General features: G+C 39.8%; 15 protein-coding genes. 8 read left to right on the forward strand and 7 right to left on the reverse strand.

All coding sequences use genetic code 11. The features are described 5' to 3' along the window. Positions 1-108 precede the first annotated feature (108 nt). Positions 109-2424 carry a peptidase U32 family protein gene (locus tag K5R16_RS04500; RefSeq protein ID WP_220736350.1) on the reverse strand — a complete coding sequence of 772 codons (2316 nt, stop codon included), beginning with the start codon at positions 2422-2424 and terminating at the stop codon, positions 109-111. 388 nt (positions 2425-2812) lie between these two features. On the opposite strand from K5R16_RS04500, the gene K5R16_RS04505 reads away from it, so the two are divergent. Continuing rightward, on the forward strand, positions 2813-3448 hold the full coding sequence (locus K5R16_RS04505; protein WP_220736351.1) for a protein-disulfide isomerase: 636 nt from the start codon (positions 2813-2815) through the stop codon (positions 3446-3448). A 101-nt stretch (positions 3449-3549) separates the two neighbouring features. Beyond that, positions 3550-4014, forward strand: coding sequence for a GNAT family N-acetyltransferase (locus K5R16_RS04510; protein WP_220736352.1), 465 nt, complete (start codon positions 3550-3552; stop codon positions 4012-4014). Positions 4015-4050: 36 nt separating this feature from the next. On the opposite strand, the gene K5R16_RS04515 is transcribed toward K5R16_RS04510, so the two are convergent. Next, a complete protein-coding gene (locus tag K5R16_RS04515) occupies positions 4051-4890 on the reverse strand; it encodes an AraC family transcriptional regulator (protein WP_220736353.1) in 840 nt (279 codons plus the stop codon). Between the two features lie 574 nt (positions 4891-5464). Here K5R16_RS04515 and K5R16_RS04520 point away from each other — a divergent pair. Next, the gene (locus tag K5R16_RS04520) at positions 5465-5782 is read left to right on the forward strand and encodes a putative quinol monooxygenase (protein WP_220736354.1); all 318 of its coding nucleotides are present in this window, start codon (positions 5465-5467) and stop codon (positions 5780-5782) included. 57 nt (positions 5783-5839) lie between these two features. Here the strand turns inward: K5R16_RS04520 and K5R16_RS04525 are convergent, their stop codons facing one another. Next, positions 5840-6478, reverse strand: coding sequence for an NAD(P)-dependent oxidoreductase (locus tag K5R16_RS04525; protein WP_220736355.1), 639 nt, complete (start codon positions 6476-6478; stop codon positions 5840-5842). 141 nt (positions 6479-6619) lie between these two features. Between K5R16_RS04525 and K5R16_RS04530 the strand changes: the two genes are divergently transcribed. Further along, on the forward strand, positions 6620-7528 hold the full coding sequence (locus tag K5R16_RS04530) for a LysR family transcriptional regulator (RefSeq protein WP_220736356.1): 909 nt from the start codon (positions 6620-6622) through the stop codon (positions 7526-7528). A 197-nt stretch (positions 7529-7725) separates the two neighbouring features. Further along, positions 7726-7995: a hypothetical protein gene (locus tag K5R16_RS04535; RefSeq protein WP_220736357.1), complete on the forward strand. Its 270-nt coding sequence runs from the start codon at positions 7726-7728 to the stop codon at positions 7993-7995. Positions 7996-8142: 147 nt separating this feature from the next. Here K5R16_RS04535 and K5R16_RS04540 read toward each other — a convergent pair whose 3' ends face one another. Further along, positions 8143-8637, reverse strand: coding sequence for an ester cyclase (locus K5R16_RS04540; RefSeq protein ID WP_220736358.1), 495 nt, complete (start codon positions 8635-8637; stop codon positions 8143-8145). 195 nt (positions 8638-8832) lie between these two features. Further along, positions 8833-9360 carry a nuclear transport factor 2 family protein gene (locus K5R16_RS04545; protein ID WP_220736359.1) on the reverse strand — a complete coding sequence of 176 codons (528 nt, stop codon included), beginning with the start codon at positions 9358-9360 and terminating at the stop codon, positions 8833-8835. A 117-nt stretch (positions 9361-9477) separates the two neighbouring features. Here K5R16_RS04545 and K5R16_RS04550 point away from each other — a divergent pair, with 117 nt between their 5' ends. The 3 genes from K5R16_RS04550 to K5R16_RS04560 all read left to right on the forward strand — a co-directional run bounded on the left by K5R16_RS04550 (position 9478) and on the right by K5R16_RS04560 (position 11562). Beyond that, positions 9478-10368 (forward strand): LysR family transcriptional regulator, encoded by an 891-nt coding sequence (locus K5R16_RS04550; RefSeq protein ID WP_220736360.1) that lies wholly within the window; start codon positions 9478-9480, stop codon positions 10366-10368. Positions 10369-10624: 256 nt separating this feature from the next. Beyond that, the gene (locus K5R16_RS04555; RefSeq protein WP_220736361.1) at positions 10625-11155 is read left to right on the forward strand and encodes a hypothetical protein; all 531 of its coding nucleotides are present in this window, start codon (positions 10625-10627) and stop codon (positions 11153-11155) included. 17 nt (positions 11156-11172) lie between these two features. Then, a complete protein-coding gene (locus tag K5R16_RS04560) occupies positions 11173-11562 on the forward strand; it encodes a hypothetical protein (protein WP_220736362.1) in 390 nt (129 codons plus the stop codon). A gap of 1289 nt (positions 11563-12851) precedes the next feature. On the opposite strand, the gene K5R16_RS04565 is transcribed toward K5R16_RS04560, so the two are convergent. Both K5R16_RS04565 and K5R16_RS04570 read right to left on the reverse strand, forming a co-directional pair. Continuing rightward, positions 12852-14144 carry a site-specific integrase gene (locus K5R16_RS04565; protein ID WP_220736363.1) on the reverse strand — a complete coding sequence of 431 codons (1293 nt, stop codon included), beginning with the start codon at positions 14142-14144 and terminating at the stop codon, positions 12852-12854. A 526-nt stretch (positions 14145-14670) separates the two neighbouring features. After that, complete coding sequence (locus K5R16_RS04570; RefSeq protein WP_259649765.1) at positions 14671-15141, reverse strand: hypothetical protein; 471 nt, start codon at positions 15139-15141, stop codon at positions 14671-14673. Positions 15142-15186 lie beyond the last annotated feature (45 nt).

Below are 15186 nucleotides of genomic sequence, written 5' to 3' on the forward strand. Positions count from 1 at the left end.
GGTTCGAATGAAGAGCTAGTGTGGCGTATTTTTGATCCTCGCGACTTAATAATAGAATATTTCCCACTATAAAGTCGCAATTGACCTTGCTTGAAAGAATTTGAGGCCTTACAAACCTTTTAAATACTGAGCGCGAGTGGAAACGGACAACGCCTGATAAAGTTGCTCGTCACTTTTACAACCAGCCAACTGCTGCAAATAGTCTTGAAAGGCATTAACTAAATCGAGTTGCGGCCAAACAAATTCGGTTTGGGTTTTAATTGAACGCAGGTCTAACAACACTGAATCAAACTTGTTAGGGATGTCATTGACGATACTAGGATTAAAAAACAGTTCGGCACCAATCAGGTTATTATGATCGCGGCGCTTTTTATCAATGACAAAATCGACCTGCTTAACATTTGTAATAGTGGTGTGCTTTTTACAAATAGATAAACACTCTTCATCCATCACTTTTTTATCGCATCCAGCAGACTGCAAGAACAGGCATTGACGGCTGGTCATCAACAATATTGGATGCAATACGCTGTAATGTAGACTAAAAGCTTTAGGAGCGTGAATAGGTTTTATCTGCTTCTTATTCAGTTCATTGGAAATGAAGGCCCCATTACAACCTTGTTTTTGTAAACTGGTTAAACTGAAAGAGTTACTGGTGTTAAGGTGCGGTCCCGCGATCCAACTGATACCAAGCTGTTTCGCGATAATACCGATACCGGTGTTATTACTGACAATTTGTGTTTGTGGTATCGACTTTAATAGCCGTACAACAGCTTCGAACTCTTGTTGCAGCACAATAGCGCCAAACCAAGGTTTCAGCTCCGGTTCTGCATTAAAAAGGGCGATTAATTTGTCAGATTCACAGGCAATCGAATCGGGAACAGCATAATAAACGCTTAGCGCACGCGCTGTTTTTTGCTGTTTTAGTGCTCTGTACAAAGCGAGATCTTTTCGATTGCCAATCAATACGGCGCAAATTGGTTTGCTAAGCTCTGACTCTGTAGTACTTGAATTCGGGTGATCAGCTAGACGCGCTTTACGCACCTCGCTGAACTCAACGGGTTTAATTGGCGCCTTGTTGCCGTTTAAATAACTCACTATCGCCATCTTCATCTGCGTTAGCTCTTTGAACGAGAGGTAAACGTCACCAAAGTACTGTGAAAAATCGATATTGTGCAATTGATACTGATTAGAGTTAAGGCTTGCAAAGCGGCTAGTCAGTTCATCCTTTGACAACTGATACTTAGTTGCCGTCGATAGCAGACTCGTCGACTGGACACTAAAGCTCGGTTGTTTGGCTGTGGCAACAAAGACATCAATGTTTAATACTCCCCCCAATTGACCACTAATCACCAGTTTTATAAGCGGTTTGCTAATATCTAAGGGTTTAATCTGCTCGCCAACAGAGTCGATAATCAATGTTTTCTGATCATATAAGCGCTGCTTAACGACTTGTACAACATCTGCTGATGCATGAGGCTTAGATTGTTCTATCGCACTAAAGTGCTGAACCGCATTGTCTCGGGGGTTATCGATATACATCTCTTTGCCTACTTTCCCTGATAAGTAACCATTGGTAAAGTCGCGGTTAAAGACGGTATATAACGCTGATTTGTCCTTTGATAGTGCTTGTTTTTGTTGCAGTTGGTTAATTTGCTGGCGCCAGGTACTGATCACACTGTGTACGTAGTGGTATTTCTTTATCCTGCCTTCAACTTTTAAAGAATCCACGCCAGCATCAACTAATGCCGCAAAATCATCGAAGGCTGAGTTGTCTTTCATATTGAGCGGATATTCGGCGCCTACCTCAGTGGTTTGGTACTGGTCTCGACAAGGCTGGCTGCACCGGCCGCGGTTGCCTGAATTACCACCATGAGCTGAACTAAAATAGCATAAACCGGAAAAGCCGATACAGTTAGAACCATGAACAAAAACCTCTGTTAGCATATCCAACTGATGTGCTTTTGCCGACATTAGCCTTATTTCATCTAGATTGAGTTCTCTAGAAAGGTTTGCACGGTTAGCGCCCATTTGATGCAGAAAGGATAATTGGCCGCTATTGTGGGTTGTTAGCTGAGTAGAAGCATGAACTTCAAGAGATGGGTAATAACGCTTTAAGATCTCAAATACGCCAAGATCCTGTACTATCACGCCATCTATATCTGTATTAACCAGTTGATTGAGTAGTTTAAACAATGCCGGTAACTCATGTTCTAGCACTATAATATTTAAGGTTAGAAATAGCTGACACTCATGTTGATGAGCAACTCTTAACAGCCCACAAAGTTGTTCAAAGTTAAGGTTTTCGGCACGTTTTCTAGCATTGAAATTATCAAGACCACAGTAAACTGCATCAGCGCCAGCGACAATAGCGGCTTTAATTGAATCGATGTCTCCACCAGGCGCTAGTAACTCAATGTTTCTCACAATAATTGTCTCTCAATCAATCTAAATCTCGATACAGCAATCAAGATTCGATAATTCCAGCCGCTAAACTCTCGCTGAGCGATCAAATCTTTATACTGATTGGTATAATTAGCAGCTAATTTTAAAGACTCGCAGATATTGTGGCTACGGCACATGGTTAACTTATTGCTAAACTATGAGGTTGATCGCCTTACTGTATCGATTATCTGGGCCACTTAGCATAATTTTTGTATAAATCGGCTTGAGAAAGTGCACATTCAACACATATTTGATTAGAAGGAGCCGAAAGTCGGTATCTATCTGGCTTTTATGCTCCATAGCCAATTGATTAAAGGTTTAAAACCTCTTAGGATCACCAATCACTTATTAAAAGCCAAGACTGAAGTACATGAACAACGATACCAAACTCAACAAAGCCCAGCTTGCACTGTATTTTATCTATGACAGTCATTGCCCATGGAGTTACGCAACCACACCTTTGGTTAATGCACTCAGTGAAGCATTCCCTAAAATGCAATTGCACTTATTACATTGCAGCCATTTTGACGGCAGCGATAGTGCAGGGCTTGACCAGGTCAACGCAGTCAAAGATGTGGCAAAGGTAAAGTTTGGTCGAGAACATATTCGCTACGCTAATAGCCCAAAAGACGCGACCAAAACTGCAAACCTTATGGCTTGGCTTGAAACTAAACAGCCAGATAAGTTGTTAACTGTACTGAATGCAATTCAAAAAGCGCATTTTGTTGACGGTAATCCGTTAACCAACAAACATGATTTTAGTGAGTTGATCACTACACATAAGTTATCGCCTTCAAACAAAATATTTAGAGATGGCTTGATCAATGACGCCGAACAAATTCTAGCTGGCATTGCAGAGATCTATGAAGTTATTGGCACAACCTCTTTTCCTGCACTGCTTATCACGGTAGATGATCAAGGCATTTTCATTGATCACTCTAAATACCTAGCAACACCAGAATTGGTAGTTGATTATGTGCAACAAGAGATGCAACACCTAGATTAAGAAGCTTAAAAATCACGATGGTAACGCCAAGTCTAGGCATAGCCATTGTGATTTATCTCACCCTATATCGACCTAACAAACCGAGCGGAAAGGAATTCCACATGCAGCTTGTAACGCCGACAACTAAGCATTTACAACAGATGATGACTTGGTTTAGCACCCAGCAACAAGTGTTTCAGTGGGCTGGTCCGAGTTTTAGATATCCCTATGATGTTGCCACTTTCACTGAAGATCTTTCTTTGCAAAGACTCGCTTCTTTTGCACTCATGTCTGATACACAAGAGTTACTCGGATTTGGCCAGTATTACCCGCGTTTAGAAAAGTGTCATTTAGGCAGAATTGTCATCAATCCAATTTGGCGAGGAAAGGGTATATCTAGCACTTTGGTAGAGATGCTTAATGCGTGTGGCCTCAAACAACTCCGTTTACAACAAAGCTCTTTGTTTGTGCTCAAAGATAATCAAGCAGCAATCAATAGCTATCTAAAACTGGGGTTTGTGGAAAGTATCTACCCGGAAACGATACCACTCGATCATTGTTTGTATATGACGAGAACACTGAAGTAGTCTTAAGTATTTTATATCTAAGATTGCTATCAATAATCAGCGAGACTCTACGCCGCCATAAATATCAATAGTGAGCCCGCGCTGCTCTGCATAGTTTGTCGGAGTGAGGCCAATCTGTTTTTTTAAATGACGTATTAGGTGGGGTTGGTCGCTAAAACCAAACTTAAAAGCCACCTCGGCCCAATCTATATCAGCAGCTTCGCGCTGATATAAATATTCCAGCATCGCCTCTAATTTGTTCATCGACTGACACTGTTTCATCGTTAATCCCGTCACTCGGTTAAAGCTACGCTCAAGCGTGCGTTGTGAACAAAATAAACGTTCACCAAGTTCTGAGATTGGATACTCATCCAATAGTGGCAACACTTTGCGAGTTAGCTCGCTATGCTGGTCTTCACTAGTTTTAATGAATAGAGGCAGCAATAATTCATCTAGCTTATCGCTGCATTTGCACGGTTCTATGCGGCCAAGTTCTATAAGCTGTTCTACATCTGAATTTTCTGTTTCGAGTAGTTGGTCAATATCGGCATTGACTGCACGATTAAGAGTCGGGTGGTTATATCCTTCGATATTAAGCGAATAGAGCGCACCTATGTGGAATTTAACGCCTAAGTAAATAAAACGCTCACTGTGATCTAATTGCAGTGTTTGTTGCTGAGGGTAAAGCCAATGACAACCTTTGCCTTTACTTTCAGTTGGCAAAGTTTGATAACGATAGCGCTGCTGTGGCGGGCATAATATCAAATGGGTTGCAGGTTCAGGGTTTAGTTTAGGAAAGTGATTACTATCATCTTCATCTGTTTTTTCTATCAACCAATAAAGCGCTACATATTTGGCTATTGTTCGGTTTTTCGGAGCCTGAGACCAAATTTGCATAGTTAAAAAGCTACTCTATAAACGTTACACATAGTATAAGTTACCACAGATGATAACTGCCGCTCACTTAATCAACAATGAGTCTCACTAGGTAAAACTCCCCTTAGTTAAAAGTAAACTATACTAAAAATCGTCATTTATGATTATTGAAAATTTATGTCAATGCGAAAACCTACCCAGTAACTTGTGGAGTACAAGTACAGTAGTGAAACCGAACATAAACATAATAAAGACCATCAAAAATACCGAGAAAATAAAAAGTCATACCACCTAGCGGCATGGAGGACACTCTTCCCATAAAGGTACTCACCATCATTACCACTATTACGGTCCAGTAAGCCTCAATTTATCTTCAAACGATGAAGAGTAACAGAGTGAGGCAATACGTTGGACTATAGAAATATTGCAAAGTGTCCATGGAGGTATTTTCCTACATGGAGATTTTTATCGATGTACTAATTACAATAAAGCACTGATATTAAATTAGTATTTACAGGTAAACGTGATTGTTAGGCGCAATACAATTATTTAACTAAGTTTCCATGTTGATATAAAGATTCAAAGGATAAGGGCCATGAAACAACAAAATAACAAAACACAGAAACAAGCGGTTTTAGTCGTGGTTAACATGCAATCAAAGCACATTTCACAACAAGGTTTGTACGATATCACCCTGAGTTTAGTCGATAAAACTCGGCAAGAGCCGGCGTGCCTTGAGTATAATTGTTATAGCAGCATTGATGATGACAGCGTGATGGAAGTGATACTGTTTGAAAATGTAGACGGTCACCAAACACACATGAATAGCCCGCATGTATTAGCATTTCAAGCAAAATACCAAGCATTAGATTTACAATATGCAGTACAGCGTGTCGGTTACACGCAAAACTAAAGGTAACGAACTCGCCACCTTTAAATTCTACATAACTAAAAAAACAAAAAATTGATGCTAGTAAGCAACACCGATTTGTTGACGAGGGTGTTGATGAGACTCCAACTCATCAATCATTGCCTTGGCATAGTCGCCAACTGAAATCCTACTAGCGCCATTTTCATCTACGATGAGCTGTTCAGCACCAACTCGGTATTGAGATAAGGTTTCTCCTGGAAATATTTCTGCGGCAGGTGAAACGAAGGTCCAATCTACCCTTGATGTATCTTGTTTGAACACATCTAACGCTTCCCCCTGAGCTATCGCTTCACTCTTATATTCTTCAGGAAACTCTGCTGTTGAAACTAAGCTAATGCCAGGGGCTACTTGCAAGGAACCTGCGCCTCCAACCCATAGTAAACGTTTAACATTGGCTTTTGGCAATGCTGTCAGCAATTGTTGTGCTGTATGCCCTACAATCTGATGGTTTCCAAGTGTACGGCCACCGATGGAAGCAATAACTGTATCGACTCCCGATATAGCTTTAACTAATTCAGTACCATTTGAAAGTAGGTCAACAGTATGGATTTCAATATCCGAATGCTGGACTTTGCTTGGGTCACGAACCAAGGCCACTACATCGTGTCCACGTTGTTTTGCTTCATTCAAAATGTGACTGCCAATCCAACCTGATGCACCTAATACTGCAATTTTCATAATAACTTCTCCAATAATTTACTTGTTTGTTGATAACCTCTGCAGTGTAATAGGGCGCCAGTAGGAGATAAATATTCAAATATGATGTAGATTGTATCAATATGCGTTACTAATTGAATGAACGAGAAGCAGATAAAATCAATGGATAGATTAACCGCCATGCGCAGTTTTGTTGAAGTTGCCCATTGTGCAAGCTTTACTAAAGCCGCTGAGCGACTCGGTTTGAGTCGGCTTCAGGTTTCCAGGCATGTAAATGAGATCGAAGCCTGGTTAGAGCAACGGCTGTTACACCGCACCACGCGTAAAGTGAGTCTGACCACTGCAGGCGAAGCGGCGCTAGTGCGTTGTGAGAAGATATTGCATGAAACACTGGAGTTAACTCTCTCATCCAAAAGGCACACTCCCTGTTTGTCAGGCACTATTCGTATAGCTGCGCCGATAGGATTAACACAGAACATTCTGTTAGACGCCGTCGAGTTATTCATTGAACGCCATTCAGCAGTGAGTATTCAATTGTTCGCATCAGATCAATTCGCCCAATTGGTCGATGAGCGAATTGATATCGCATTGCGATATACCGACAAACCAGCAGACAACCTCATTGCGCGTAGGCTAATGGATATCGACTCTGTAATTTGTGCATCTTCTGAATATATAAAGCAATTCGGTGAGCCGAAACAGCTTGAGGAGTTAGAAAACCATAACTGCTTTTTGCATTTAGAACGAACAGGCTGGGAATTTATAACCGATAATACTCGACGCATAATTGAAGTCTCAGGCTCAATAAAAGCCAACGAACTCGGGGTATTAGTACGCGCAGCGCAGCACGGTAAAGGCATTGTATTGCTGCCGTGCGATCTCGCCAATCCGTTGATTGCTGCAGGTTCGCTACAGCCGATATTAACTGATTATGTTGTGCCAAGTACCTGTTTATGGGCGGTTTATTTGTCTCGCAGTTACCAGCTTCCTATTGTGCGTCAGTTTATTGATTTCTTAGCCGAGCATTGGTCTGAAGATATCAAGTTGCTCACGCAGCTTGAATCAGGTTAGGGCACTTCATTGTGCTTTAATACTACCACTTCGCTATTTATCGAGTTGAAGTCATCATTGGCTTAAACTGCATCAGCCAGACTAACCGCAGTTTTAGCACTAGTTTGCAATATTCAGCTTTTATTCTATTGCTTACAACGCACATACGGCATAATGACGCGAATGCTTAACTAAACCGTAAATAGAGAGTCGTTTTAATGGACACTGAGCAAGATAGCTACATGACTGAAGAAACACTAATTGAAACCGTCGAAAACCAAATTGCCGATGGCGAGCCTAAAAAAGTCAAAGAGACTTTAATGCGTTTGGTCATGACCGGTACACCGCGTGAAGAAGCGATTCAATGGATGGCATGCGCACTGGCGATTGAAGTAAGTGACGTTATGCAAAATAACGCATCGTTCAACCAAGTACGTTACGCCCAACATTTAGATGCATTGCCAAATTTAGATTGGATGGAAGATTAGTCATAGCGCAATCGTCATTCGGCTAAGTCTACTGAAACCCCGATAACTCATGTTATCGGGGTTTTGCTTTATAGGCATATGAAACGTGCACATTAAAAAGAACTAACTAAAGTAGTGGCAAGGATCATGTGATTAATAATATAAATTTTATTGTGGCTTTAATTGCTGCATCAATTGAAATATTTGCTCTATATGCCAGATTTCAGTTATTTGGCCTTTACCATTTAATTGGAAAATATCGTGGCCTGCATAGTAAGCCGTTTTGTTGCTAGCAGGCATACCAAAGAAATCGCCGACATGTTTGGCAGATGCGTTCCAGCGAACCATCACTTTATTATTTTCTAAAAAGTGAATTTGCTGAATATTATGCTTCATATCTAGCCCTTGTAACGATTGTACTAAACCCCACATGCCATCGAAATCGCTAGCTTTTACCATCGGGTTTCTGTCGTGATCGATTAGGTCTCTTGCGATCACTTGTTCATATTTTTCTCGATTTCCACTATCCCAAGCATCATAAAAAGCATTGATCACTTGTTCTTTGTCTGCTTTGGTCATCGTAGTGCTTATTGGTTGTGCCTGTAATGACATCGACAGCATTGTTAAGGTGATTAATCCTAATAGATTTTTAATTATGTACATTGTTTATATTCCTAGCGACCGACAAATATTTGCGGTGCCATCGAGGCACCATTAATTTTTACTACTGTTTTTTTAATTCATTAATGCCGAAAAGTTTTACTTTGAAAGTATCCATTTCAGCATTCTGATTATCTTTGACCAAAGGTATAAATTTATCGCTTTACCATTGTTTAAAGAGAAATTGATTCTACTCGCTTAAAACATTCCATTTGAGTTTGCTGCAGGAATATTAGGTGCCATCCAAGGAACAGCATTACTTTCAGAGCCGACTACCTGTAGCGTGTCCCAATGTTCTATTGCTTTACCATTAGCAGCAAAACGATAGATATCAACACCTGCAATACCGGTGTCAGTATGATCATCACTGGTTAAATTAACAAAGTTAACATGTGCCCACACATAATCATTTACGGCCACTATCTTGTGTACCACCACGTGAAGGTTTTTGCGCTCACGAGTAAATTGTGCAAAGGCTTGACCCAATGCAATAGGACCATTGGGAAGCATAGGGTTATGCTGGATATACTCAGGATGCAGGTATTCGGCAGTCGCTTCTTCGGATTGCTTTTGGTTAATCATTTTTTCATAAAGATTAAGTGTTGTTTTGATATTTTGAATACTCGCTTTATCTTCAGCATTGACCATGACAACTAAGGGTGTGTCTGCTGGTTGAGTTGACAGGATGCTCGAAAAGCTTTCCAAGTCGTGGTTAGATTCATTCATAATGGACTACCTGTTATTTTCAATTACTGTTTAACTATTCAACAAAACAAATATACGCTTTGCGAAAATGCTTTTAAATGGGTAAAGTTGCAATATGAAATTGCACAGGTGCAAACGATGGATTGGAATGACATACGTTTTATTTTAGCTATAGCAAATTATGGGACGCTCCACGAAGCTGCTGCACATTTGAAAGTCAATCATTCAACGGTATGGCGGCGCATACAATCATTGGAAAAATCTTTTGCAACGCAAATATTTTTGGTTGATAGGAACGGATATACCCTAACGAAAGCGGGTGAAGGGGTTATAGAGCATGCTAGAGCTATGGCTGCAAACATGGATGCAATAGAAAGAGTCATATCAGGTCAAAATAAAGAACTTAAAGGGCTAATTAAGTTAACCGCACCAGCAGTGTTCGCAAATGGCGTTCTGCCTAAATTGATAAAAGAATTTAGAAGCATTCATCCTGCAATAAATTTCGAATTACATGTCGATGGTACCGCCTTGAGTCTAGAAAAGCGTGAAGCTGATATTGCGTTTAGGTTCACAAATAATGTACCAGACGATGTAATAGCCCATGAACTTGGGCTATCAAGTTGGTCATTGATGATTAGCAAAGAGCTTTATCAAGGGGAAAAGTTAACACTTGATGAGTTAAAAGAGTGGCCTTTAATTGGATATGTCGATTTTCAAACACCTGCTGCACAATGGTTTGATGCAATGTTTCATGAGTCCGCCAAAGTCATATCGTGCAATGATGTTTCCCATGCACTCTCTTGCGCTAGAGAAGGCTTAGGGGTTGCATTACTCCCTATTTCCCATGAATCATCATTAACGACTGTATATACTCTCCCTTCACAATTTAATATTAGGGGATGGCTTATAAGCCACAAAGACTTAAGAACATCAGCCAAAATTAAAACGTTTTGGGATTTTATTTTAAATAAACATAAAGAAAGTAACATAATATATTTAGCAGTAAGTAGCTTAAGCGATACTCGATAGAAATAACGAAATGAGGAGATTGCCGACATTTCAGCCGATGCCATTGAGCATGAACAGCTCGGCTTATTGTTTCCCCTTAAGGCGTCATTAGCGAACGATGTAATAAATATAAATGGTAAATGGGATAAATTAAAGCCTGGTATTTCAGTGGCAGCAGAAGTTAAAACGGGCACCCGCCGTTTAATGGAGTTTTTATTGGCGCGAGGTGTTAGTGAAGGCGCAAGATAGCGTTAGTCTTTTAGTAAGGAGTAAACTAATGAAAGCTTCTACTTGGTTCCTAATTCTCATCGCCGGCAGTTTTACAGGTTGCTATGGCGATAGGATTTTATCTAACTTATTGTTTGATAAGTACTGTAGTGAAGAGGGGCGTACTGGTCAGTTTATCTATGAACGTGTCGGGTTAGGGGAAGAGTATTTTATACCAATACCTAAAAACAGGCGTGAACTAGTGCGTGTTGATAGGGGTTATTTTATAGATAATGATAAACTATTAATTGATGAAAAGCGTTTTTTAAAAGATTTTGTTTATAGTGATACCAGGGAAATTCTGATCTCTCAATTTGGGCCTATTTATAGTTATGAAAATACCGTTGTTAGAAAGTCAGATAACAAGGTACTTAGTAAAAAAATATTCCTTGTAAATGAAAAAGGTTGGTTGTTTAGGCAGTCCATTTTGTGGGTGGCTGTTGGAGACCATTGTCCAGAGTATAGAGGGAACTTAGTAGTTAAATCAGAAAGTAAAACATTCTACAAAGATCTTATTGATAATACATTTTATAAAAAATAACTTAAATGGAGTTTATTATGGTTATTAAGTCATTATTTAATGATGCTCTCTTGGCTCAAGCGGCTTACGCAACAAAGTTAACCGCAGGAATGAAGGAAAGCGAGTTTATAGACGCGCTATTACGTGTATCAGGTGTTACTCAAGCTCAAGCTGAGTATTTTGTATCAAAATATAGGGTAGTTGAGCAAGTTGAGAATGCAGATACTGGCTTTTCAGCTACTTTGTTTGAAAACAAAGAAACACTCGAATATCATCTCGCAACTCGAGGTACAGATAGTTCAAACCCACTAAACCCTGATTGGATAGATGCTAATGTAGACAATCTATTTCATGGAGCTTCTTACGACCAAGTTGCAGTTTTATTAAACTTTTATCTTAGGTTGACACATGCACAAACATATCATTAATCGCAAAAATCTCACAGTGCCGGAAAATCTCAACATGAGTGGCGATGATCAAATAGTTACTAGTTTATATGCTATACCGACACCTTATTTAACATAATATACATTGTGCGCACTCATGTTTGAAATGAAAAAGAAGAGGATGTATACCACTTAAGCAGTTCTAGTGGTTACTCAACTTACCTGTATTACACAATATATCTTTGTAAGCATAATCACGAACTCATTGTTTACATGTACCTTTTATTGCTACTTATACCGAAATCTACAGCATTTTGACACGCTGCTGTGTTGATTCTGCAGTAGTAAGCCTAGCAAACTTTAAAAGCAGCCACACAGCGCACGCTACATTTTAGTGCTATCAAACTAAATCAACTAAATCAAACGACTCGCTTTGGTTTTAGTATCTTTCACTGCCGCTAACGTTAGTTTTGTAAAAGCGATACTTAACTGTAGTCAGTAACGATGAATTCGAAACAGTTAACTGAAGCGATTAGTTGATTAGTGGTCATTGAATCTGCATGGCTGATGATTCACCGAACAGAGCCTGGCCTTTATAAGAATTCGTTTTCAATCTATACATCTGAAACTAATCGATGCCGATGCTTGTCTGTGCCGAAATCCTCAATACTGCAAACTAAACATTAAGCCCTAAGAACTAAGCATCCAGTATGTGTAATAACGTTGGCGTTTAGAACCTTGACGATTAGACAACCGGCTTAACACTTGTCGTACTTAATACTTAAGTGATGGCGTATTTGTTTGGCAGCAGCTTATTCAACCATGCGGCTAATGCCTTCAACTATTGTTATCCCGTTTAGGCTAGATTTAACGTATAGCTAATGTTTAACAAACACATTTTCATTTTACGGTTTGGGCTGTACTTAGTGTTTCAATGTAGCCAAATCGACATACTGCTGCAGTTTTATATAACTGTGGCTACCAATCTATGCCGCAGCGTTTGAGAGTTTATTTTTGTACAAGGCATTGTTAAAACAGTCTATTGAGGCTGTGCTTACAGGCCAACGCTTGTTACATCTGGATCGGAGCAATCGATAGCGACAATTTAAACTGACTATTCAACATCGCTAAAAGACTACGTTAATCATATTAATAACTATTGTTTTACAGCTGAGATTAGCTATGACACATTGGTATTGCCTGGATGAATGTTTGTATTAACGGGCTTTATAAGTGGAGAATTAGAGTTTTTAGGTGGATGCCGATAATGTCACTTATCGGCATTAAGCTATCTGAATTAATTAGTGCTTTGCTTATATTTAAGCTTTGTTTTACTCAATACCTTGTAGGTTATCTAACGGTTTATTTTGACCGCTTTGATGACGTTCTATCTGTGTGGTGTGTAAATATTGCGATGTGGTATCGATGCTCTCATGTCCAGCATCGGCTTGTACATGAGACAACGGCCTGCCATGAATATTGATGTCATGAGTGATCCCTGTATGGCGTATATTGTGGATACTCAGTTGTCTCATTTGTGCTCCATCTTCAACAAAGCCGTCATTTTCGGCGCTTATCGCCGCAAGAACGATGATCTTGTCTACTTCTTCTCGTATCTGGCGGATCCCTAGGTTGGCATTAATACAGCCAACTTCCCTGCCTCGTCCAGCTGCTCTTTGTCTAATAATAAGTGGATGCAGTTCAGTTGATTTCGGATAATCTGCTAGGCCTAAATAATGTCTGTACTCCACTAGTGCCTCAAGCAGTGCATTAGACATAGAAACGGTACGACGCTTGCCTCCTTTACTTGAAGGAATATGAAAGCTCCAAATACCTGTTTGTGGATTACGTTTAAACTGTGCCATGACTGGCGAGTACCCTGCTCTTGCAGATACTTCCGATACGCGCAGATAACAAGAATAGATAAGTTTAATTAAGAACAAGCTACGTTGATGGGTTTCTGGCTGTTCTTTGGCTAACTTGGTGACTGTCGATATAACATAGGACCATTGTAACTCGGTAAAAGCGAGTTGATTGTCACCGTCATTGTCTAGACGGTATTTTTTGCTTGAAGCAAACCGGCTTTTATTAAGCCACATCTGTGCTGGGTTTTTCTCCACATAATCTTCACTCATTAAATAGGCATAAAAAGACGATAGAATGGCGATTTTGGTTTTTAAGGCGCTTTCACTTAATACATAAGGTTGGATCTTATCTGCAGTCTTTTTGCCGCGAAACGGCAGCCACTGCGGGTTTGGCGTTCGCAGTGTACTGCCCTTCTCTGCTTTGAACTGAGCAACATTATAAAAGCCAATAAGGTTTAAAGGTGGTGTTTGGCAATACTCAACGTATTTCCCCACCTCTTTGCGGCCAACCTTAACCAGATCTTGCTTTGCAACGTCAAAACACCAATGCAGAAAAGTAGTGAGTTCACTGCGGTACGCTTTATAGTTATTTTCACTGTACTTTTGCTCAGCTAGCCAGTCGGTGGCATGTTCAAATACAACACTGGCGTCTTCTATCCCACTTAAAGAGAGTTGAGTAATACGTTGATTGACTATTGGATTACCATTTTCAAGGTACTCAATAGAGTCGAAGAGTGGCATTACAATTGGAAGTAGCATTGACGAGTCGCTTGGAAAGCTAATTAATAGCACTATATTAATCAGTTAGATGATTTTTGAGTAGTGTTGTTCTCTATAAAGGCTATTTTTCTTTATTTAGGTGTTGGTAACCTTAATTTTTGATGAGCACTGGTTGTTACATTCACTGGCACAGTGTTGACTGCAGCTTATACGTTTCTCACAACACCAGAGACAAAGTTGCCAAACAGTATTTTTTGATTCCGAATCTAAGCACTTAAAGTCAGCTGCACATAAATGTCCTTGCTGGATCAATTGCGCTACCTTTTCTTGTGGGATACTAATATTGAGGTGTTTGTTACTGGCTTCCATGAGGTTCTCTACCGATATTACATTTACTGTAAAGCCAATATACCTAAATGAGAATAATTATCAATAGCATTATTGCGGTAGTTAGATCTATCGCTGATTTTAACAGTAAGTTGAGTGCTTGCTGCTAGCAAGTTAGGTTTTAAGCGCTTATTCATAAACTAAGCGCATGGTACTCATATTGATTACTTTTTGCGGGTTAGTTAGCTTTATCGCTGTCAGCCAAAAAATCAAAAATTGCAAATTGTTCCGTTCCATTAACTTCAAAACTTACAATAGCTTGCCAAACCATATAACCACTGCTGCATGAACCATAGATCAATGGAGCCTGATAGCGCTTTTTATCGGTCTCAGTCAAATTGACCGGGATAATCCCCATAAACATATCTCTACCTTCGATACGGATCTTAACGTTTTCGATAGATTTAGAACTGGTCAAACTTAGTTTAAGTGGCTTTTCACTTGGGGTGTTCCATGGAGATATGCTCAAGGCTAAGTCGGTGCCACCTGCTGACTTTTTACATGCTCCAATTTGAAAATCACATAAACTAGGGTCAGCCTTAAATGCGGTTGTCGTTTTGTTGCTATTTGGTTCGCAACCACTAATGAATAACGCCGCTAAACAAGCGTATAAGACTCTCAATACTACTGATTTGTGAGTATGTTGCACAATAAATAACCTTTTAACTAACTCTGTTAACATTCTATTGAGTAG

Source organism: Shewanella sp. c952 (assembly GCF_019654975.1).
Classification (GTDB): Bacteria; Pseudomonadota; Gammaproteobacteria; order Enterobacterales; family Shewanellaceae; genus Shewanella.

Bases quoted from the DNA above. Each gene is read 5' to 3' on its own strand.
- K5R16_RS04525 (WP_220736355.1), bottom strand. From the start codon at position 6,478: ATGAAAATTGCAGTATTAGGTGCATCAGGTTGGATTGGCAGTCACATT.
- K5R16_RS04510 (WP_220736352.1), top strand. From the start codon at position 3,550: ATGCAGCTTGTAACGCCGACAACTAAGCATTTACAACAGATGATGACT.
- K5R16_RS04550 (WP_220736360.1), top strand. From the start codon at position 9,478: ATGGATTGGAATGACATACGTTTTATTTTAGCTATAGCAAATTATGGG.
- K5R16_RS04530 (WP_220736356.1), top strand. From the start codon at position 6,620: ATGGATAGATTAACCGCCATGCGCAGTTTTGTTGAAGTTGCCCATTGT.
- K5R16_RS04545 (WP_220736359.1), bottom strand. From the start codon at position 9,360: ATGAATGAATCTAACCACGACTTGGAAAGCTTTTCGAGCATCCTGTCA.
- K5R16_RS04520 (WP_220736354.1), top strand. From the start codon at position 5,465: ATGAAACAACAAAATAACAAAACACAGAAACAAGCGGTTTTAGTCGTG.
- K5R16_RS04555 (WP_220736361.1), top strand. From the start codon at position 10,625: ATGAAAGCTTCTACTTGGTTCCTAATTCTCATCGCCGGCAGTTTTACA.
- K5R16_RS04505 (WP_220736351.1), top strand. From the start codon at position 2,813: ATGAACAACGATACCAAACTCAACAAAGCCCAGCTTGCACTGTATTTT.
- K5R16_RS04515 (WP_220736353.1), bottom strand. From the start codon at position 4,890: ATGCAAATTTGGTCTCAGGCTCCGAAAAACCGAACAATAGCCAAATAT.
- K5R16_RS04540 (WP_220736358.1), bottom strand. From the start codon at position 8,637: ATGTACATAATTAAAAATCTATTAGGATTAATCACCTTAACAATGCTG.
- K5R16_RS04565 (WP_220736363.1), bottom strand. From the start codon at position 14,144: ATGCTACTTCCAATTGTAATGCCACTCTTCGACTCTATTGAGTACCTT.
- K5R16_RS04535 (WP_220736357.1), top strand. From the start codon at position 7,726: ATGGACACTGAGCAAGATAGCTACATGACTGAAGAAACACTAATTGAA.
- K5R16_RS04560 (WP_220736362.1), top strand. From the start codon at position 11,173: ATGGTTATTAAGTCATTATTTAATGATGCTCTCTTGGCTCAAGCGGCT.